This window comes from Phytohabitans sp. LZ39 (genome assembly GCF_059359075.1).
The window spans coordinates 142,479-161,387 of sequence record NZ_JCADBM010000013.1; the positions used below are offsets into that span (position 1 = coordinate 142,479).

Annotated in this window: 16 protein-coding genes; 10 read left to right on the forward strand and 6 right to left on the reverse strand. The window is 71.3% G+C overall.

The genetic code is table 11. The features are described 5' to 3' along the window. Nucleotides 1–681: 681 nt before the first annotated feature. Nucleotides 682–1,155 (reverse strand): hypothetical protein, encoded by a 474-nt coding sequence (locus AC5L36_RS24720; protein ID WP_441220360.1) that lies wholly within the window; start codon nt 1,153–1,155, stop codon nt 682–684. A gap of 248 nt (nt 1,156–1,403) precedes the next feature. Here AC5L36_RS24720 and AC5L36_RS24725 point away from each other — a divergent pair, with 248 nt between their 5' ends. The 4 genes from AC5L36_RS24725 to AC5L36_RS24740 all read left to right on the forward strand — a co-directional run bounded on the left by AC5L36_RS24725 (nt 1,404) and on the right by AC5L36_RS24740 (nt 5,846). Continuing rightward, nucleotides 1,404–3,074, forward strand: coding sequence for a purple acid phosphatase family protein (locus tag AC5L36_RS24725; RefSeq protein ID WP_441220362.1), 1,671 nt, complete (start codon nt 1,404–1,406; stop codon nt 3,072–3,074). Between the two features lie 68 nt (nt 3,075–3,142). Further along, nucleotides 3,143–3,748 carry a hypothetical protein gene (locus AC5L36_RS24730; protein WP_441220363.1) on the forward strand — a complete coding sequence of 202 codons (606 nt, stop codon included), beginning with the start codon at nt 3,143–3,145 and terminating at the stop codon, nt 3,746–3,748. Then, nucleotides 3,745–4,458 carry a HoxN/HupN/NixA family nickel/cobalt transporter gene (locus AC5L36_RS24735; protein ID WP_441220365.1) on the forward strand — a complete coding sequence of 238 codons (714 nt, stop codon included), beginning with the start codon at nt 3,745–3,747 and terminating at the stop codon, nt 4,456–4,458. Before AC5L36_RS24730 ends, AC5L36_RS24735 begins: the two co-directional genes overlap by 4 nt. Nucleotides 4,459–4,523: 65 nt before the next feature. Then, nucleotides 4,524–5,846 carry a jacalin-like lectin gene (locus tag AC5L36_RS24740; RefSeq protein WP_441220367.1) on the forward strand — a complete coding sequence of 441 codons (1,323 nt, stop codon included), beginning with the start codon at nt 4,524–4,526 and terminating at the stop codon, nt 5,844–5,846. A gap of 34 nt (nt 5,847–5,880) precedes the next feature. On the opposite strand, the gene AC5L36_RS24745 is transcribed toward AC5L36_RS24740, so the two are convergent. Beyond that, nucleotides 5,881–7,506: an alpha/beta fold hydrolase gene (locus AC5L36_RS24745; protein ID WP_441220369.1), complete on the reverse strand. Its 1,626-nt coding sequence runs from the start codon at nt 7,504–7,506 to the stop codon at nt 5,881–5,883. Between the two features lie 146 nt (nt 7,507–7,652). On the opposite strand from AC5L36_RS24745, the gene AC5L36_RS24750 reads away from it, so the two are divergent. Beyond that, nucleotides 7,653–8,168 (forward strand): FHA domain-containing protein, encoded by a 516-nt coding sequence (locus tag AC5L36_RS24750; protein WP_441220371.1) that lies wholly within the window; start codon nt 7,653–7,655, stop codon nt 8,166–8,168. Between the two features lie 24 nt (nt 8,169–8,192). Here the strand turns inward: AC5L36_RS24750 and AC5L36_RS24755 are convergent, their stop codons facing one another. From AC5L36_RS24755 to AC5L36_RS24770, 4 genes are all read right to left on the reverse strand, one after another. Further along, nucleotides 8,193–8,522, reverse strand: a complete 330-nt coding sequence (locus AC5L36_RS24755; protein ID WP_441220373.1) for a hypothetical protein — start codon at nt 8,520–8,522, stop codon at nt 8,193–8,195. A gap of 24 nt (nt 8,523–8,546) precedes the next feature. Next, nucleotides 8,547–10,775: an esterase-like activity of phytase family protein gene (locus tag AC5L36_RS24760; RefSeq protein WP_441220375.1), complete on the reverse strand. Its 2,229-nt coding sequence runs from the start codon at nt 10,773–10,775 to the stop codon at nt 8,547–8,549. A 247-nt stretch (nt 10,776–11,022) separates the two neighbouring features. After that, nucleotides 11,023–12,642: an extracellular solute-binding protein gene (locus AC5L36_RS24765; protein ID WP_441220377.1), complete on the reverse strand. Its 1,620-nt coding sequence runs from the start codon at nt 12,640–12,642 to the stop codon at nt 11,023–11,025. Nucleotides 12,643–12,653: 11 nt separating this feature from the next. Then, entirely contained in the window at nt 12,654–13,709 is a 1,056-nt protein-coding gene (locus AC5L36_RS24770; RefSeq protein ID WP_441220378.1) for a hypothetical protein, read from the reverse strand. 119 nt (nt 13,710–13,828) lie between these two features. Between AC5L36_RS24770 and AC5L36_RS24775 the strand changes: the two genes are divergently transcribed. The 5 genes from AC5L36_RS24775 (at nt 13,829) to pstC (ending at nt 18,909) form a co-directional block, all read left to right on the forward strand. Further along, a complete protein-coding gene (locus AC5L36_RS24775) occupies nt 13,829–15,412 on the forward strand; it encodes an alkaline phosphatase D family protein (protein ID WP_441220380.1) in 1,584 nt (527 codons plus the stop codon). Nucleotides 15,413–15,456: 44 nt separating this feature from the next. After that, a complete protein-coding gene (locus AC5L36_RS24780; RefSeq protein ID WP_441220382.1) occupies nt 15,457–16,323 on the forward strand; it encodes a CHAD domain-containing protein in 867 nt (288 codons plus the stop codon). Nucleotides 16,324–16,403: 80 nt separating this feature from the next. After that, a complete protein-coding gene (locus tag AC5L36_RS24785) occupies nt 16,404–17,135 on the forward strand; it encodes a hypothetical protein (RefSeq protein WP_441220384.1) in 732 nt (243 codons plus the stop codon). A gap of 269 nt (nt 17,136–17,404) precedes the next feature. Beyond that, nucleotides 17,405–17,848, forward strand: coding sequence for a hypothetical protein (locus AC5L36_RS24790; protein ID WP_441220386.1), 444 nt, complete (start codon nt 17,405–17,407; stop codon nt 17,846–17,848). Next, nucleotides 17,848–18,909 (forward strand): phosphate ABC transporter permease subunit PstC, encoded by a 1,062-nt coding sequence (gene pstC, locus AC5L36_RS24795; RefSeq protein WP_441220388.1) that lies wholly within the window; start codon nt 17,848–17,850, stop codon nt 18,907–18,909. Before AC5L36_RS24790 ends, pstC begins: the two co-directional genes overlap by 1 nt.

Consider the following 18,909-nt stretch of genomic DNA (forward strand, 5'->3'; position numbering starts at 1 on the left):
CACACGCCTTCCGGGTCCGCCCGCCACGCGCGCGGACCCGGAAAGACCGGCCAGACAAGAGACTGCCAGCGTGTTTGTCGCGAGGCCTTGATCGGCGAGGTCCTGGCGATCGTGGTCGTTTAGTCCCCCTGGAGGGGGTCCAGGTGACCGCGATCTGCAAGGTGGCCCGCCGATCAAGTATCGACCCTAACTGTTCTAAAGATCTTTCGGGTTCAGGGTGGCGCCGTCGTGGTGTGCCTCGAGTTGGAGTTTGCCCGGGTTCATGTCAGCTGCGGACCGCCGCTCCCGCCGGAGTACGCGCGGGTCGGCGGCGAGCTGGCGCTCGCCGAGATCCCCGACCCGCACTGCCAGGTCCGCGTCGCAAGCCCATGGGGGGCCGGACCTTGTCGGACGGCTGCCTGCGGGGTAGGTGTGGTTGTCGCGGTTACTCGCGGTGACGGCACCTCTGTCCGGTCCGGCGCCTGGCGCCTCGGTAAGGGGCATTGTGGACAAACGAACCGTGCGCGGCTTGACCCGGGGTGAGCGTGACGGGTGAGGCTGTGGGAGCGGCGGCCTGGCAGCTTCTCCGAGCTGGCGCTACGCGGAAGGTTGTGGGCTTGAACCGCGGACCTGGCGGCCCGCGGGAGCGTGCGGTCCGCAGCTGACGCGGACGTGGGCAAATCTGCTTCCAAGAATGGGGTCTCAGCGGGTGTCGGCGGGGGAGAGGCGGCCGGTCGGGCGGTAGCGGACGCACATCACCGTGCGGTCGCCGTCGGCCCAGGTTTCGGCCGTCGGGAGCACGGGGTAGAGCGAGACGCCCGGGTCGCCGGCGGGCCAGCGGCGGGTTTGGGCCGCGCGACAGCCGTCCCAGGCGAGCGCTCGCAGTGCCGGCTCGTCCCAGGGGCCGTCGGGGACCTGGAAAAAGCCGAACGACTGGTTTTGCGCGCCCTCGACGCAGGGGCGGTAGACCACGATCACGTCGGCGAAGGAGACGTCGTAGGTCGGGTCGTCGAAGCACTCGCCGGCCTCGATGTTGAGGACGCCGGGCGTCTCCGCGTCGATGAAGCCGTCGCCCTTGACCGTCGCGTCGGGGCGGGACGCGCCGGTGACGAACGCGCCGAGCAGCGCGGCGGAGAGCAGGAGGCCCGCGGCCCGCGCGCCTAGTGAGGTGACCATCGCGACCGCATCCTAGAAATCGATCTTCGAACATGGCATCACGGCCCGACGGCGTGCCGCTCGCCGCCGGATGAACAGTACTGGAAAATCGGTCGAAACGGGCATACGGGCTGCTGGTGTCGATCATGAGTTCACCGTTCGGCCAGGCGCCTGTCGCGGAGCCGTTGGCTGCCGCTGGCTCAATGCCCGTCGAGCCACCGCTTGCTGGTGGTGGCCGCTGTCCTTCTACCCCGAGGGGTGAACCAGCATTGTCTGACCAGAGAAGACCGTGGGCGACCGGGCCACGGCGCGCGATGCTCGCCGGCATCGGCGCCGCCGCGCTGCTCGCGGGCGGCTTCGCGATCGGGCCGTCGGCGTTCGGTGAGGCGGCGCCGGGCAAGCACCCGGCGGCCGAGATCCACAAGCCGTCGCCGGTGCCGGACCGCATCATGCTCACGCCGACCGAGACGCCGGCGACCTCGCAGCGGGTCACCTGGCGTGCCGAGGCCACCGCCGAGTGGGCGCAGGCGGAGATCCTCGAAGCGCCCAAGGCGCTCGGCCAGGTGGCGCCTCCGACCGGGGCGGTGACCAACGTCAAGGCGATCGCCACGACGCCGGTCAACACCTCGCTCGGGTACGCCTCGACGTACCACACCGCCGAGTTCACCAACCTGAAGCCGAACACCCGCTACACGTACCGGGTCGGCGACGGCACCAACTGGAGCGAGTGGATCGACTTCACCACCGCGGCCGCCGACTTCCAGCCGTTCTCGTTCATCTACTACGGCGACGCGCAGAACTACATCGACACCGCGGTGCCGCGCGTCTTCCGCCAGGCCTTCGCCGACCGCCCGCAGGCCAAGGCGATCGTCAACGCCGGTGACCTCATCGACTCCGCCAACAGCGAGGAGCAGTGGGGCCAGTGGTACAAGGCCGGCAGCTTCATCGACGGCCAGATCAACAACATCTCGATCACCGGCAACCACGAGTACAGCGGAAGCTCGCTGTCGTCGTTCTGGGCGCCGCAGTTCCCGTACCCGAAGAACGGCCCGGCGTGGGGTGACAACCCGGCGCTGGACCGCACCGCGTACTACGTGGACTACCAGGGCGTGCGCTTCGTCGGCCTGAACAGCAACGTGCAGAGCATCCCCGACGTGATGGCCGCGCAGACCGCGTGGCTGGAGAGCGTGCTCGCGACCAACCCGCACAAGTGGACGGTCGTCACGTTCCACCACCCGGTGTACTCGACGGCTTCCGGGCGCAACAACCCGATCGTCCGGGCGCAGTGGGGCCCGCTGTTCGAGAAGTACGGCGTGGACCTCGTGCTCCAGGGCCACGACCACACGTACGGCCGGGGCAGCACGACGGCGTCGCGCAAGTCGGTGACCGTGCACGACAGCACCGTCTACGCCGTCTCCGTCTCCGGCGGCAAGATGTACGACGTGGACGGTTCGGTGTGGACGGGCAACGGCGCCGACATCATGAGCAAGAGCCAGGACACGCAGCTCTACCAGCTCGTCGACGTCACCGCCGACACGATCCGCTACGAGGCCCGCTACGCCAACGGCCAGCACCACGACGGCGTGCTCATCCGCAAGAACGACGACGGTGAGCGCACGGTCAACGAGATCCGCACGCCGCAGAACACCGTCGGCGAGCAGGTCGTGGTCAACAAGACCACCGTCGAGACGCAGGGTCGCCTCAAGGTCACCGCGTACGGGTACGACCCGGGCGAGAAGGTGACCGTCTACCTGCGCAACACCAAGGCCGAAGAGGGCAAGAACGGCGTCTTCGTCGGCTACAAGACGGCGGACGAGCTGGGCCGACTGTCGTACACGTTCGAGCTGCCGCCGAGCGCCAAGGCCGGCAGCACCCACGTGGTCTACCTGGACAGCCCCAACCAGCAGATCACCAGCCCGGTCATCACCGTAACGAAGTGACGCGCCGTGGGCCCGCCGCCGGTGTGTGGCGGCGGGTCCACGCGTGTCCATCCTGGACGGAGGTCCGGTTGAAGCTCGCGTTCGTCGCCGCGGCGGTCCTTTTCGCCGCCACTCCCGCCAGCGCACACCCCTTCGGCCCGCCCTCGACCGCGCGGGTCAGTGCCGACGGCTCGCGGGTCGCCGTGTCCTGGCACGCCGCCGAAGACGACTGGGTGGCGCTCGGCCGCCACGTCGGCGCGTTCGACGGCGCCAGCCCGGACGTGACCGGCGCGGAGCTGCTGCGGCGCTCGCCGGGTGTACGCGACTACCTGCTCGGCCGCATCGCGGTCAGCCAAAGTGGACGGAAGTGCGCCGGTGACCTGGCCGCGCTCGGCGACGTGCTGGCCGACGGCGCCCGGCTCACGTTCGACTGCCCCGGCCCGGTGGTCGACGTCGACATCACGGTGACCGCGCTGACGGACCTCAACGACGCGTACCGCACGATGCTCCGCGCCGACACCCCGGCATCGCCGGACCAGGCGCTCTTCACCGCCGCGGCACCGATGCAGCACATCACGTTCAACGCCTCGGGCGGGGGCGTGCGGCGCTCGGTCCTCACCCTCGCCGCAGGGACGGGGGCCGTGCTCCTGCTCGGCCTCGTCCTGCTGGTCGCGCTCCGGCGGCGGCGGGCATGAGCGCCTTCGACAACCGGCTCGTGACGCTCTTCGACGGGCGGGCCGTCTTCTGGCTGGCACTGGTCACCGCGCTCGCCGTCGGCGCCGCCCACGCGGTCGCGCCCGGCCACGGCAAGAGCGTCACCGCCGCGTACCTCGTGGGCACCCACGCCCGCTATCGCGACGCCCTGCGGCTCGGCCTGATCGTGGCGCTGATGCACACGTTCTCGGTGCTGGTGCTCGCGCTGGTCTGGGTGGGCCTGTCGAGCGCCGCCGCCCTGGGCACGGAGACGGTCACCGCGTGGATGCAGGTGGTCGCGGGTGTGGTGGTGATCGCCGTCGGCGCCCACCTGCTGTGGCGCCACGTTCGCCACCGCCGCCACCATCATCATCACCATCACCACGTGACGGAGGCTCCGTGGTCGCGGCGCGGGCTTGTGGCGCTAGGCCTCTCCGGCGGCCTGCTGCCGTCGCCGTCCGCGTTCGTGGTGCTGGTGAGCGGGCTGCTCACCGGCCGCGCGCTCGGCGCGGTGGTGCTGGTGATCGCGTTCGGCGCCGGCATGGCCGCCACCCTCACCGCCGTCGGCGTGCTCAGCCTGCGCGGGTGGTCGCTGCTGTCCGGCCGTGCCCGGAAATGGTCGACGGCCTGGGTGCCGGCACTGGCCGGCGCCGGGGTCTGCTTCGGCGGCGCCCTCTACCTTGTCGCCGCCGTCTCCGTGCTCGCCGCCTGACCGGCGCCACCCTTTCGTCACCCAGTGGTAGTGAGAAATATTCACATACTTGATAGCGTGCGGCGATGAAGCTCGTTTCCATGGTCGGCGTAGCGGCGCTCGGCGTCGCCGGCCTTACCGCCGCACCGGCCGCCGCCGTGCCACCGGCCTCGGGCACCTTCTCGGTGCTGACCTACAACGTCGCGGGCCTGCCGCTGGGCCTGGGAGACGGAAACCCGGAGCAGAACACGCCGATCATCGGCCAGCGGATCGGGGCGTACGACATCGTGCACGTCCAGGAGGACTTCAACTACCACGCCGCGCTGTACGCGAACGACACGCACCCGCACCGCACGCCGACCAGCGGCGGCGCAGGGTTCGGCGATGGTCTGAACACGCTCTCCGACTTCCCGTACTCCGACCTGACCCGCGACGACTGGAACGCGTGCAACGGCACCGACTGCCTGACCCCGAAGGGCTTCACCTGGTCGCGGAAGCGGCTCGCGGAGGGCGTGTACGTCGACTTCTACAACCTCCACCCGAACGCGGGCACCACGGACGCCGACCTGGCCGCCCGCCGGTCGAACATCTCCGAGCTCTCCGCGTTCATCGCGGCCAACTCGGCGGGTAACGCGGTCGTGGTCGCGGGCGACACGAACACCCGGTACACCCGCGCCGGCGACAACATCCGGGACCTTGTGGCGGCCAACGGCCTTACCGACGCGTGGGTCCAGGAGGAGCGCGGGGGCGTCCCGCCGGCGGCCGGCAGCCCGGCGCTAGTGTGCGACGACGCGAGCGTCACGGACGCGTGCGAGGTGGTCGACAAGATCCTCTACCGGGGAAGCCGGTACGTCACGCTCGGCCTCGACTGGTACCGGAACGAGAACGCGGGCTTCCGCACCACCGACGGCGAGATGCTCTCCGACCACTACCCGATCGCGGCCGGGTTCCGGTGGACGCTCCACCCTGACCTGTCGCTCAGCGACGTGTCCGGCGGGCCGCACGGCACCCCGTTCACCGACGTCGCCGCCGTGCCCGTGGGCCAGCGGGTCGGCCAGCTACGCCTGCGCGCCGGTGCCAGAGTGGACGCGGTCGGGCTCACGACGGCGGGTGGTGTCGCGTTCGACCACGGCGGCTCCGGCGGCACGCTGGGCACCCTGACGCTGGGCGCCGGCGAGCACATTGCCTCCGCCACCCTCCACTCGGGACAGAAGGACGGTCGCACCCGGATCTTCTACGCCCGCTTCACGACGAACCTCGGCCGTACCCTCACGGGCGGCTCCACGACCGCGAACATCGTCACCTACACCGCGCCGGCGGGCTGGCAGATCGCCGGTTTCCACGGCCGGTCGGGTGCGGAGGTCGACAAGCTCGGCGTGATCTACACCCGCGTGCCGGCCGCGGGCTGAGGGCGGCTTTCCACCGCCCTCAGCCGTTACGGCGTCAGATCCGGGACTCGACGCCGGCACTTCGCAGGGACTGCGCCGACCGGTCCTCGGGGCCGGTCGGCACCGGCACGCCGGCGCAGCCGCCGTCGATCCGGCCGGTGTCGAAATAGGACACGACATCGGTGGCGCAGGCCGGCTCCATCAGCGCCGAGCCGTGCACGTCGTCGTCCACTGTGTACACCTTGCCGCCGACGATGGCCTTGGTCTCCAGCGTCCACTCGTACGGAGACGGTGTCTCCCACCGGTGCCCGGACAGCACCAGCGAACCGCCGCCGGGACGGAGCTGGACGGTCTGCACCGGCAGCGGCCAGCCGGCACACCCCGCCGAGAAGCCGCCGGCCCGCGCGGTCAGCGGATTGCGCGCGAGGCGCTCCTGGTACGCGGCCCAGGCGGCGTCGAAGCCGAGCCGGCTGGGGTCCTCGTTGCAGAACGCGGCCTGGTTCATCGTCCGGTTGAACCGCTCCGGCAGGTCCGCCGGCGGCTCGGTCGGCTCGCCCTCCGGCTCCCCGCCGAGCACCTCCTTGACCGTAGGTGGCGCGGTCGGGCCGGTCGCGTCCCGCAGCTCCTTGAGCACCTGGCTGGCCAGCGGCCAGATCGGCGCGTCCTGGCTGGCGGACAGCGCGATGAACGAGCCGTCGACGGGCATGTCCACATCGGTGAACCGCCGCGGGTTCGCGTCGTAGTCCGCGCGGAGGGCGATGATCGCGGCACGCACCTGCTCCGCCGTCGTGCCGAAGCCGTACGTGTCGTGGTGCTGGGCGATCCACGCCGCCATCCGCCGCGCGTTGCGCTCGGCCGCCGCCTGGCGACCGTCCTCGAAAGCCACGAGGCTGAACCTGGGGATGGCGACGCTGTCCAGGAACATGCGGCCGACGTTGCCGGGGTGTTGGCTGCGGTAGACCACGCCGAGCCAGGTGCCCCACGAGACGCCCAGGAAGTTGAGCTTTCGCTCACCTAGCGCGGCCCGGATGCGGTCGAGGTCGCGGGCCACGTTGGCGGTGGTGAGCTGGCCCAGGAAGTCCGGGTCCGACCGCCCGCAGGCGGCGTTGGCGCTCACCTCCAGGTCGTAGAGGCGGCGGGCGGCCTCCTTCGTGATCGGGCCGACCGGCCGCGGGCCCGGGTCCCCGCTCGGCGGCGGGCAGTTGATGTTGGTGCTGTAGCCGACGCCGCGCGGGTCGAAGCCGATCAGGTCGTACCGCTCGTTGAGCCCGGCGTTCGTGTCGGTCATGGTCAGCAGCTCGACCGGCATGAGGTATCCGCTGCCGCCCGGCCCACCCGGGTTGAGCGCGAGGCTGCCCAGCCGGTGTGCCTGGTCACGAGCCTTGAGCCGGGTGAGCGCTACCGTGATCGTGCGGCCGTGCGGTCGGCGGTAGTCCAGCGGGACGCTGACCGTGCCGCATTCCAGCCGGGCCAGCAGCGCCGTGAAGCGCTCCAGCCGGTCCGGCGGGACCATGGCGCGGAGCGCCTCGTCGGAGTAGGTGGGACACGGCTTCCAGTCGACCGTCGTGGGTGGCCTCTCCGCGGCAGCGGCTGGCGCGACGGTGACCGGCGCCGTCAGCCCGAGCCCGGCGACGACCGCCACCGCGGCCGCGCGCGTGGTCAGGGACGCACGTTGAGCCATTCGCAGACCTCCAACTTCGAGAAAGGAGTCGGCGAAAGTACATCGGCGCCGCCGTATGCGTGGCGTAAGTGAAAACGGTGACGCGGAATTGACAACCCCGGAAATCGGGGGTGGGCTTGACAGAGGGCAGCGTCGATAATGGGGCGATGACGGCCGACCCCGAGCAGGCGCGGATATCCCACCGCGAGCGGTTGCGGGCGGTCCGCGCGCTGCGTGACAGCGCTCGTGAGGGGCGGTTGTCCGACGTCACGTTCCTCCACCGGCTACGCGTGGTGATCGACGCCCGCCGCCGCCGTGACCTCGACGCCGCGGTCGGCGACCTGCCGCCCGCCGGCTTCTGGGCCCGCGCCGAGGCAGCCTTCCAGACCTGGTGGGAGCGCACGTTCGGGGCCCGGCAGGCGGCCCAGCTCGACCTGCGGCTGCCGCCCGCGCCGGGGCGCTACGTGATCGGCCGCGACTTCGGCTGCGACCTGCGGCTGGCCCACGACTCGGTGTCCCGGCGGCACGCCATGCTCACCTCGGTCGAGGGGCAGTGGATGGTGGTCGACCTCGGCTCGACCAACGGCACCCGGATCAACGGCTGGCGCCTCCAGGTGCAGACCCCGCTCCGCCCCGGCGACGTGCTCGACCTCGGCCTACAGCGCCTCCGCGTGGTCGCCTGACCGGCCTCGCCAGGCTGCGGCCCGTCAGGCGGGCGGCGGATCGGCGACGTCGACCGTGACGTCGAGGCTTTCCAGCCGGGCCAGCGCCGCCACACTCTCCGGATCGGCGATGGTGAGGCGGGCGAGCCGCGGGAGCTGTCGCAACTCGGCGATCTCCTCGTCGCTCGGCACCCCGGCCATATGTAGCCGCTCCAGCTGGGCGAAGCGGCTGATGCCCAGCAGCCCGCGGTCGTCGGCGCGGTTGCGGATGACCAGCTCGCGCAGCGGCAGATCGGCGGAGAGCGCGCCCCCAGGTCCGCGTCGATCGTCGTGACCGACGCGTCCAGCGTAGGAGACGGAACGGCCCCGGCGCACCCGCCGGGGCCGTCCATCGTGGACCTACCGCAGTCCGGGAACGTCCAGGACGATCAGCTCGGTGTCGTCCGCGCGGCCGGGGATGCGGCCGTCGTTGCCGGGGAAGTTGTTGTCGTTGGCCACCAGCACGCGGTCGCCGCCGAGCGGGAGCACCGACTCGACCGACTGGAGCGGGAAGCTGAAGAGCTCGCCCACGCCGTACTCGTTGGGACGCGCCGGGGAGGAGACGCCGTGCGGGTCGGCGACGCGCATCAGGTCGACCGCGGTGCGCCGGCCCAGGTAGCCGTCGGCGCCCACCTCGTCGAGGTCGGTGACCATGAGACGCTTGACCACCGACTGCGGGCCCATCGCGTTGTCCCGCTCGATCAGTACGAGCCGGCGGCCGTCGAGCACGCCCGCGTCACCGACCACAAGGGACGGATCGGCGACCCGGAACCACCACGTGCGGCCGGTGTAGCGGTTGGCCCGCACGTCGAACTCGTACACGATGCGGCGCCGCTGGTCGGCGTCGTCGGTCTTGGCGCCCTCCAGGATCGGGTACAGCCACTTGCCGTCGCGGCTCACCGCCATCGCCTCGAAGCCGCGGCTGGCCGGCACGGTCGGCGTCTCACCCGGCGCCAGGTCGGGCGACTGCGGCGACTTGGCCCCGTCCGGCAGCGGGATCGGCGCCTGGAGCACCTTGCCGGTCCGGTCGGTGCGGACGAGGTACGGCCCGAACTCGTCACCGATCCACAGGTCGCCGCGGTAGTCCCGGGCCAGCGACTCGATGTCGAAGTCGGCGCCGGTCAGGAGGCGGTCGGCGGTGTTCTCGTTGACGATCGGGAACGGCACCTTGTGCGACGGGTCGCGGAAGCTGATGAACCCCTTGACCTTCACCTCGTTGCTGCCCCACCGGGGCTCGACGGAGTAGGCCCGCAGCAGGAAGTCGGCCGAGTTGTTCTTCGCGCCGAAGCCGTTGTCGGGCATGGCGAGCAGGCGCCCGTCGTTCCCCTGTATCACCGCGGAGAAGCCGGGGATCGGCTGACCGGGGAACGGTGGCGTGATGCCGTTGACCGGGGTGGGCGCGAGCTGCGTGCCGGAGATCGGGCCCGGCTGGTACGCGGTCGCGGACAGGATGGCCCGGCTGCGAAGCTCCGGCTGCGGGCGGAGCTTGACCGACAGCGCGTACACCCGGGTGATCTGGGTGGCACCGCCGTTGTCGTCGGACATCAGCCACAGCAGCCGGCGGCCGCCGGGCAGCGCCTCGCCGAGCGCCATCGCCTCGATGTTGTCCAGCAGCGGGTTGGGCTGCGGCTGCTTGGCCACCGCGCCGGAGGGCGGGCAGTCGGCGATGTCGACGAGCAGCTCCTTGCCCAGCCACGCACGCGGGTCGGAGAGCGTAGACAGCGAGGCCACACCCGTGACGTCGGGCACGCCGGTCGCGGTGACGCGGTACAGCCGCACGGTGTTGCCCACGCCCGCGGTGAAGCCGCGCTCCATGGCGAGTAGCTGGTCGTCACCGAGCGCCACGAGCTCGACGAGGCCGAGGTTGGGGTCGGTCCGGTACGCCAGCTGGGAGACCGGCGTGTAGCCGGCGCCCTCGCGGCCCGCGTACTGGATGACGCGCTGGAGGCCACGCCCTTGTGCGTCGCGCCCGTCGCCGGACAGCGGCCCCTCCATCCCGGCGTAGAGCGTGCGGTGGTCCGGGGTGGCGGTCAGCGCCTCGAAGGTCTGGTTGACCGCCGCCTCGCCGGCCGGCGTGACCTGGAAGCGCGCCGGTACCGGCAGGCTGGCGATCTCGCGCCCGTCGGAGAGCCGGAAGCGCCGGATCGACGGCTCCCGCTCGGAGCTGGCCAGGACCGTCTTGCCGCCACGCTCGGCGACAAGGCCTTCACCGTCGAAGTCGCCGCCGTTGTAGGGCGTGCCGTCCGGCCGGGTCAGCACGGTCATGCCGCGCACCTCGGCCGAGACCCCGCGCCGGCCCGCGTCCAGGTCCACGTCGTACACCCGGGCCGGCGTCGTGCCGATGTTGTCGACCAGCGCGAGCCCGCGCGAGGAACGGGTCAGCGCGAGCGCCGACAGGCCGGACACGGGCGTGCCGGCGAAGGTGGTCTTGTCGAGGGCGTCGGAGAAACCGATCAGCGAAGCGTCCGGCGCGCAAGACGCGCCGGGCGCCGCCCACCCCGCCGAGGCGGAGGACGCCGGCAGCACCGGGAGTGTCGCGGCCGTGGCCACCGCAAACACGGCGGCCCGGACGCGTTTCGAGGAGGTCATCACGGCCTGATGCAAACCCCCTCCGTCCGCCTCGGTGGAACACCGTGCCAAACGCCACGTGAACTCTGCGCGCACGACTGGAACACCAGTGCTGTTATCCGGCCGTTTTGACAGCACTGGTGTTCCAGTCGTCGAAAGCCCACCCTGTAGGCCCGGCGCAGCCGCCGGGGTGAGCGGGACCGCACGCGGAGGGCGAGGCCGCGGGAGCGACGGTCCGGACCACGGCGGACATCGCGGTAGCTCAAAACTATTGGTAGCCGCGGATCTGTTTGAAGACGCCGGCCAGCGAACCGCCGCGGGCGTCGAATGTGCGGCCGCCGCTGACGCGGGCCACCTCGGTCATCTCCTGGACGTTGCCCTCGCCGAAGAGCAGGGTGAAGATCGGGATCGCCTTGACCTTCGCGGGCAGCTTGGCGTGGTAGGTCTTGAAGGCCGGCAGCTTCGGGCCGACCGTCCGCTCGCCGTCGGTGAGCAGCACGATCGAGGTGAAGCGGTTGGGGTCGGCGCCGTCGAGCTGCTTGGCCAGCTCCAGCGCGCGGGTGAGCGCGTCGTAGATGGCGGTGTCGCCGGCCGCGGCGAGACCACGCACGTACCCGCGGATCTGGTTGGTGACCGGCTGGCGGTTGGTGGCCGGCAGGTCGAAGCGGCGGGGTGCCTTCGGCGTGGTGCTGAAGGGCAGCATGATGACCTGCTCGCGGCCGTTGAAGCGGGTCAGCTCACCGGAGAGCGAGTTGTCCGCGCCGGAGAGGCCGAGCAGCGCGCTCTGTAGGCCCTTGATGCGAGCGCCCTTCATCGAGCCGGAGGTGTCGAGCACGTAGATGGTGCGGGCCGGCTTGCGCAGGCTGTCGCCGAAGCCGGTCACCAGCGCGGTCGCGTCGTCGTACCGGGCCGGGAACGGCAGCTCGACAAGGCCGCCGTCGGCGGGGCCGAACGACTTGCTCAGCGCGATGCCGGGCACGGCCGGCCGGCGGAACGTGGTCTCCATGATCTTGCGTTGGGTGGAGGGGCGGCGCAGGTAGTCGGCGACCGCCGCGTAGTTGGTGCGGGCCTGCTCGTTGGCGCCGGCCAGCAGCGTGAGCGGGTAGTCGGCGGTGACGACGCCGTCGGCAGGGTAGACCACCGTGAGCGGCTCCTTGAGCTTGCCGCCCTCGTTGAGCGACAGCAGCACCGACTCGTAGTTGACGAGGCCGTCGATCGGTGCGCCGCCGGACTGCCGCTGCACGTACGCGTCGGCGAGCCAGCCGGACGAACCGGCGGTGAGCGACTGACCCGCGAAGAAGGACTGCAACCGCGGCGTCAGCGCGGAGATCTCGGCACTCGTCAGCGCCCGCCCGGTGCCGGCCAGCGCGGCGGCGACACCGACGAGCGCCGAGTAGCCGGAGTTGGAGGCGGCCGGGTTGGTCATGCCGTACGTGAACTTGCCCGCGCCGGCGGCCTCGGCGATCTCGCTCCATGTTGGACGGTGCTGGTCCCAGCCGAGCGCCTTGGCCTTGCTGGCGCGTAGGCCGAGCACGACGGGGGAGTTGGCCACCTTGGTGCTCACGTCGATGCGGCCGGAGGCCTGCGGGTGCAGCTCCAGATAGCGGTTGTTGGAAAACCAGATCGCGTCCTGGTCGCGCACGGCGGCACCGCTGGCCACGCGCTCGATCCCGTCGAGCGTGCCGATCTCGGTGAGCTTGACGGTCACGCCGGTGGCGGCCTTGACGTCGTCGAGGATCGCCTGGAGGTCGTGCAGCTCACTGCCGGCGAGCACGCGGAGGGTGCCGGAGCCCTTCTTGAACGGGCCCTCGGAGGCTTGCGGTGTCGGGGTGTCGCAAGCGCCGGCCAGCAGCGCCAAACCCAGTATTGGAGCCAGAAAACGTCGCACGGAAGTCCTTGTCATGGTCGAAGGCGCTGGTCGAGCGTCGCGAGGAGGGAGTCGACGACCTCGGGCGCGGGCGCGGGGACGATGTCGGTGAGCTTCGCCGGGAGCGCCGCGCCGCCGGCCGGCACGCGGGCCAGCACCGACGCGATGGCGGCCTCGTCGGCGGTACGAAAGCCGTGCTCGGCGGCGAGGCGGAGCAGCTCCGGGTCGTTGGCGAGCAGGCGGCCCACCTCGTCGCCGGCGCCGTCGAAGGCGACGACCGTGTGCGCGCTGGGCGTGGTGGGCGAGAGGTAGACGAGCGTCGCGTTCGGCGGCAGCGTGCCGGCTTGTCCGGCGTCGACGTACTGCGCCTCGTAGACGAGCACGAGCGGCGCGTAGTTGAGCCCCTGGGAGAGGTACTTTTCGAACGGGTCCTCCGTGGACCGCTCCAGCCCGCCCTGGTCGGTGAAGAGCTTGACCACCTCGTCGAGCGCCTTGGCGCCGCCACCGAGCTGCTGGAGGGCGAGCCAGGCGTACACGCCCGCGGAGTTGGAGTCGCCGGGGTGGGTCGTGGTCACCAGCACGTCGCGCCGGGCCGGGTAGGCCACGTTGCCCTCGAGCTGGTCCCAGCGCACGTCGCGCCGGGCAAGGTCGAGGACCTTGCCGAAGTCGAGCACCCAGTGCCCCTCGGACGCCCGGCTGGCCACGCCCTCCGCCGCCAGCAGGTCGGCGATCGGCGTGAACGTGGCGACGGCGAGCGGCGACCAGAACGGCGTGTACGTGCCGGTGGCCGCACGGGCCCGCTTTACCTGCTCCGCGGACTGCTCGCTGCCGGGAAACGCGAAGTCGTACCGGTCGAGGGGCACGGTGGTGGCCATCTCGCGGGAGCCGCGCGGGTCGATCTCCACGCGCAGCCCGTGGCTGGCGAGGGCGTCTTTCACCCGCTGGTCGGCGAAGAACGCCGCCTTCTCGGAACCGACCACGCCGCGCACGGTGTCGAGGCGGTCCATGCCCAGGTGCCACCCGATGCCGGCACCCACGACGGCCAGCACGACAACGGTCGCGACGATGATCCAGAGACGGCGCTTCACGGCCCGATGGTGGTCGGAGCGGTCAACCCCGACAGTGGACAGATGGTGAATTCCCAATGAACGGATAATTGGGCGCCGCGCGGTTGTGCCGGCTCATTTCCACTCGCGATATTGGCGTAATGGATCTTACAGCTAACCGGCGTCAGGTGCTGGCGGGCGCGGTCGCGGCGGTGGGTGCCTCCACCCTCGCGGCCGGCTCGGCACTCCCCGCGTCGGCGCATGGTTCAGACACGGCGACGCCGTTCCCACTCGGCGTGGCCAGCGGCGACCCGCTGCCGGACGCGGTGGTCCTGTGGACGCGGCTGGTCCGCGACCGCGGGCTGTCCCGCCCGGTCCAGGTGGGTTGGCAGGTGGCCAAGGACGAGCGCTTCCGCCGCGTCGTGCGCTCCGGCACGGCGTGGGCGCGGCCGGAGCTCGCACACTCGGTACACGTGGACGCGCGCGGGCTGGAGCCCGGACGCGAGTACTTCTACCGCTTCAAGGCGCAGGGCCACCTCAGCCCGGTCGGCCGGACCAAGACCGCGCCGCATCCCCACGCCCGGCCGCACCGGCTGCGGTTCGGCGTGGCCAGCTGCCAGGACCTCCAGAACGGGTACTGGCCGGCCTACAACGGCCTCGCCGGCGAAGACTTCGACGTGGTGTTCCACCTCGGCGACTACATCTACGAGTACGACCCGGACAGCCGCTTCGCGGACCGGCGGCACACCACGCCGGAGACGCTCGGCCTGGACCAACTGCGCACATTGGACGATTACCGCAACCGGCACGCGCAGTACAAGGGCGACCCGGCCCTGCGCGCCGCCCACGCCGCCGGCGCCTGGGTGGTGACCTGGGACGACCACGAGACCGAAAACAACTACGCGGATCTTGTCGACGAGCTCGACTCGGGCGCGGCGCACCAGACGCCGGACGAGTTCTCCCGGCAGCGGGCCGCCGCGTACCAGGCGTACTACGAGCACATGCCGATCCGGGCCCACCTGCGCCCGGGGCGCGACCGGATGCGCATCTACCGGCGCTTCGACTTCGGGCTGCTCGCCCGGGTCAACGTGCTCGACACCCGGCAGTACCGCACCGACCAGCCCGGTCCCGGCGACCTCGGTCCGGAGCCCTTCGGCGCCGGCAACACCGCCGGCACGCTCACCGGCGACGAGCAGGAACGGTGGCTGGCGCGTGGCCTCGTGCACTCGCCGGCCCGGTGGAACGTCATCGCCCAGCAGGTGATGATGAGCCGCACCCGCTTTCCCAACCCGACCGGCCAGCCGCCGCCCACGGTGGTCAACCTCGACCAGTGGGACGGGTACATGCCGCAGCGGGAGCGGCTGCTGCGGCTGCTCGCCGACGAGCGGGTGGACAACCCCGTCGTCCTCGCGGGTGACATCCACTCCACCTGGATCAGCGACCTCAAGCTCGACTTCGACGACCCGGCCTCCCCGGTGGTCGCGGCCGAGTTCGTGGGCACCTCCATCAGCTCGGACTTCCCGGTCGCGTTCGACGCGCCGCTCAAGCAGGCCAACCCGATCCTCAACCCGCACGTGCGCTACTTCGACGGGCTCAAGCGCGGCTACCTGCGCTGCGACGTGACCCGCGAGTCGTGGCGCACCGACGTGCGGGTGGTGGACACCATCGAGGTCCGTGAGGCCCCGGTCCGCACGAGCGCGTCGTTCGCCGTCGAGGCGGGTCGCCCGGGAGTGGTGGCTGCCTGACGGAGCATGGTGTGGCGGGTGTTCCGGTCGGGTATGTGATCGGAATGACCGCCACACCATCGGGCGCGGCGGGCGCCGTCGTGGCCTATCTCCGCGCCCAGCGCGACGCCATCGCCGCCAACGAGCCGGGGGTACGCGACGGCGACGAGGACGCCGTACACGACATGCGCGTGGCGATCCGGCGGCTGCGCAGCACGCTCCGGTCGTTCCGTGGCATGTGGGAGCGCGAGCGGGTGGACGCGCTGCGCGGCGAGCTCAAGTGGCTCGCCGACAAGCTCGGGCCGGTGCGCGACGGCCAGGTGATGGCGGCCCGGCTCGCCGGAGCCGTGCGGGCCGAGCCGCGCCAGCTCGTCGTCGGCCCGGTCGAGGCGCGGATACAGCAGCACCTCGGCCACGACACCTCGGACGCGATGGAACGGGTCCGCGGCGCGCTCGACGGCGACCGGTACGCCAAGCTCCTCGGGGAGGTCGACGCGATGGTCGGCGCCGCGGCGGATCGGGGTAACGGGTGGGTGCGCAAGCGGGTCCGCAAGGCGGTGCGCCGGGCCGACCGCATGCTCGACGGCGCGGACGCGGCCGACGACCACGAGCGGGACGTCCAGCTGCACGAGGCGCGAAAGGCCTACAAGCGGGCCCGGTACGCGGCCGAGCCACTCGACCGCAAGCCGGCCCAGCAGCTGGCCAAGCAGCTCAAGGCGCTCCAGGACGTGCTCGGCGTTCACCAGGACACGGTGGTCACCCGCGCGGTCCTGCGCGACCTCGGCATGCGCGCGTTCCGGGAGGGCGGCAACGCGTTCACGTACGGGCTGCTGCACGCCCGTCAGCAGGTCGCGGGGGAGACGGCGCTGGCCGACCTGCCCGACGCCGCCAAGCGCGCCCGGCGCAAGAAGGTCCGCGGCTGGCTCGCCTGACCGATCCCGTTCACCTGTTGTGTGTCCGGCGCGCGATTGGCATTGACATGGCGGTAGCGCGGGGTGAATAGACCGTCGGTGTGACTCGAGCCCGCGCCAGCCTCGCAGCCCTGTCCGCCATCGCCGTCGCCGCCCTTGCCGCGATCGCCTTTCCGGCACCGGCCGGCGCGGCGCCACTGGGTTCGGTGAAGCTCTCGAAGAGCACCGGCACCGTCGACCAGAACCCGATCTTCGGCAGCGCGTCGGCGTCCAGGCCGTGCCCGACCGGCTACGGCAGCGACGCGATGGTGCGCATCGGCCCGCCCGGCGGGCCCTACTCGAACGTGGCCAAGCCGGTCACCGACGGCGGATACGACAAGAAGGCGGTTTCCGTCAAGCCGAACCGTTCGTTCACCACCGCGCTCGCCGGCGCGCCGAAGAGCGGCGAATGGTGGGTCGTCGTCGAGTGCTACAGCGAGACGCTGGGCATGCACCAGGAACGCTTCATCACCCCGATCACGGTGAACGGGCGCAGATGGAAGCTCGGCCCGCCGGTCAAAGGCGCGGCGCCGCTGGACGCGCCCCCGCAGGGCCAGCCCGTGCCGCCGACCGTCCCGGGACCGGAGGTGACCGGTGCCGCGCCGGTCGGCACGGAGGGCGCGCCGGGTCCGGACGTGACCGGTGGCGCGACCGTCGATCCGCGCCTCGCCAGCAACGACCGCTCCGGTGAGGGCTCGCCGCTGTCGAGCGTGCTGTGGACCGGCGGCGTGCTTCTGGTGCTCGCGCTCGTAGGCGGCGTGGCCCTGTTCAGCTGGCGCCGGCGGATGTCCTGAGCCCGGCATCAGATGCCAGCGCGTCGATGTCAGCCGAAGAAAAACTACTAAAACCGCGACGAAACGGCAGGCAGACGTGCGGTTGGCCAACGAGATGATCCGAACGGTGGATGCTGCCTTACCCGCTGTTCACTTCTTGCATGTCCGGCGTGAGTACAGGACTGCTCGGTGAGTCATCGTTCATGTCGAGGCTGATCTCACTGACCGTTGCGAGTCAGTTGGGGAGGCGGTCAGCCACGCGCCCTCTGTGGCGCACCTCGGAAGGGATCATGGTGCAGCATTCACGGTTCGTGTTTCTTGCCGCGCCCATGCCCGAGTCGAAGGACGGTGACGAGGGGGAGGGCATCCTGTGGATGCTGGTCTCGCCCAACAACCGTCCGCTTGGTCGCGGCACCACCTACCACGCGACGTACGGCGCCTGCCGCCAGTCGGTGCTTGATTTGCAGGCCAACTACGAGCGCGCGAAGCCGGTGGAGACCACCGTCGACCTGACCGGGCAGTGGACCTGGCGGATCGACCTGGACGGTGAGCCGGTCGCCGTGTCGAGCCGCTCCTACCTGCGGGCCCGGGAGTGCACGTACAACCTGGAACGGTTTCTGGAGGCGGTGCCGAGCGCGCAGGTGATCGCCGGCACCCGGAGTGTCCGACGTGGACGCCGCCGGGCCAGCGTCGCCGAGCCGCCGCCCGGCCGAGAGCTGCGGAACGCGGGCTGATGACCGCAGCGCTCAGCGACCTGTCCTCCGTCACCGTCACACCGTCCACACCGGACGGCCCAGAGGACTCGCCGCGCCGGATCCGCCTGCGCCGCGCCCGGTCCGACGTGCTGTTTCGCGTGATCGCGCGAGCCGGTGGCAGCGTGGTGCTGGCGGTCATGCTGCTCGTCGGCCTCTTCCTCGGCGTACGGGCGGTGCCGGCGGTGCGGGCAGTCGGTTTCGGCTTCCTCACCACCCAGGACTGGGTGCCGGCGCAGCTCAACTTCGGCGTGGCCGGCGTGCTCGTCGGCACCGTGCTCATCGCGCTCGTAGCGATCAGCATCGCGGTCCCGCTGGCCGGCGGCGCGGCGCTGTACATCTCGGAGTACGCGCCGAGCCGGCTCCAGCCGGTCCTCGTCAACCTCGTCGACCTGATGGCCGCGGTGCCGAGCGTGGTGTACGGGATCTGGGGTTTCTTCTTGCTCCAGCCGCACATCCTGGTCCGCGGCGAGCTGGGCGACGGGCTGCCCCGGTTCCTGACCACCTACCTCGGGTGGATCCCGCTCTTCCAGGTGGACGACTACAACCCCCGCGACCCCTCGGCCAGCCCGACGGCGCTGACCTCGTCCACGTTCGTCGCCGGGATCATCGTCTCGATGATGGTCACACCGATCATCGCTTCGGTCATGCGGGAGGTCTTCTCCCAGGCGCCGCTCGGCGAGCGGGAGGGCGCGTTCGCGCTGGGCGCCACGAAGTGGGGCATGATCCGCTCGGTCGTGCTGCCGTTCGGCCGGGGCGGGATGATCGGCGGCACGATGCTCGGCCTGGGCCGCGCGCTCGGCGAGACGATCGGCGTCTTCCTGGTCATCTCCATGGTGTTCGTGATCCAGCCCCACATCTTGCAGACCGGCGGCGGTTCCATCGCGGCGCTGATCGCCCTGCGGTACTCGGACGACGCCGGTATCGCGCTGTCGGCGCTGATGGCGGCCGGCCTGGTGCTCTTCGGCATGACGCTGATCGTCAACTTCGCGGCCGGAATCATCATCAGCCGCAGCCGTTCGGGCGCGGCGAGCGAGGCGTGA

What these genes read in the sequence shown, in the direction of transcription:
- AC5L36_RS24720 (WP_441220360.1), bottom strand. Translation starts at nt 1,155, where the DNA reads ATGGTCACCTCACTAGGCGCGCGGGCCGCGGGCCTCCTGCTCTCCGCC.
- AC5L36_RS24735 (WP_441220365.1), top strand. Translation starts at nt 3,745, where the DNA reads ATGAGCGCCTTCGACAACCGGCTCGTGACGCTCTTCGACGGGCGGGCC.
- AC5L36_RS24740 (WP_441220367.1), top strand. Translation starts at nt 4,524, where the DNA reads ATGAAGCTCGTTTCCATGGTCGGCGTAGCGGCGCTCGGCGTCGCCGGC.
- AC5L36_RS24745 (WP_441220369.1), bottom strand. Translation starts at nt 7,506, where the DNA reads ATGGCTCAACGTGCGTCCCTGACCACGCGCGCGGCCGCGGTGGCGGTC.
- AC5L36_RS24750 (WP_441220371.1), top strand. Translation starts at nt 7,653, where the DNA reads ATGACGGCCGACCCCGAGCAGGCGCGGATATCCCACCGCGAGCGGTTG.
- AC5L36_RS24760 (WP_441220375.1), bottom strand. Translation starts at nt 10,775, where the DNA reads ATGACCTCCTCGAAACGCGTCCGGGCCGCCGTGTTTGCGGTGGCCACG.
- AC5L36_RS24775 (WP_441220380.1), top strand. Translation starts at nt 13,829, where the DNA reads ATGGATCTTACAGCTAACCGGCGTCAGGTGCTGGCGGGCGCGGTCGCG.
- AC5L36_RS24780 (WP_441220382.1), top strand. Translation starts at nt 15,457, where the DNA reads ATGACCGCCACACCATCGGGCGCGGCGGGCGCCGTCGTGGCCTATCTC.
- AC5L36_RS24790 (WP_441220386.1), top strand. Translation starts at nt 17,405, where the DNA reads ATGGTGCAGCATTCACGGTTCGTGTTTCTTGCCGCGCCCATGCCCGAG.
- pstC (WP_441220388.1), top strand. Translation starts at nt 17,848, where the DNA reads ATGACCGCAGCGCTCAGCGACCTGTCCTCCGTCACCGTCACACCGTCC.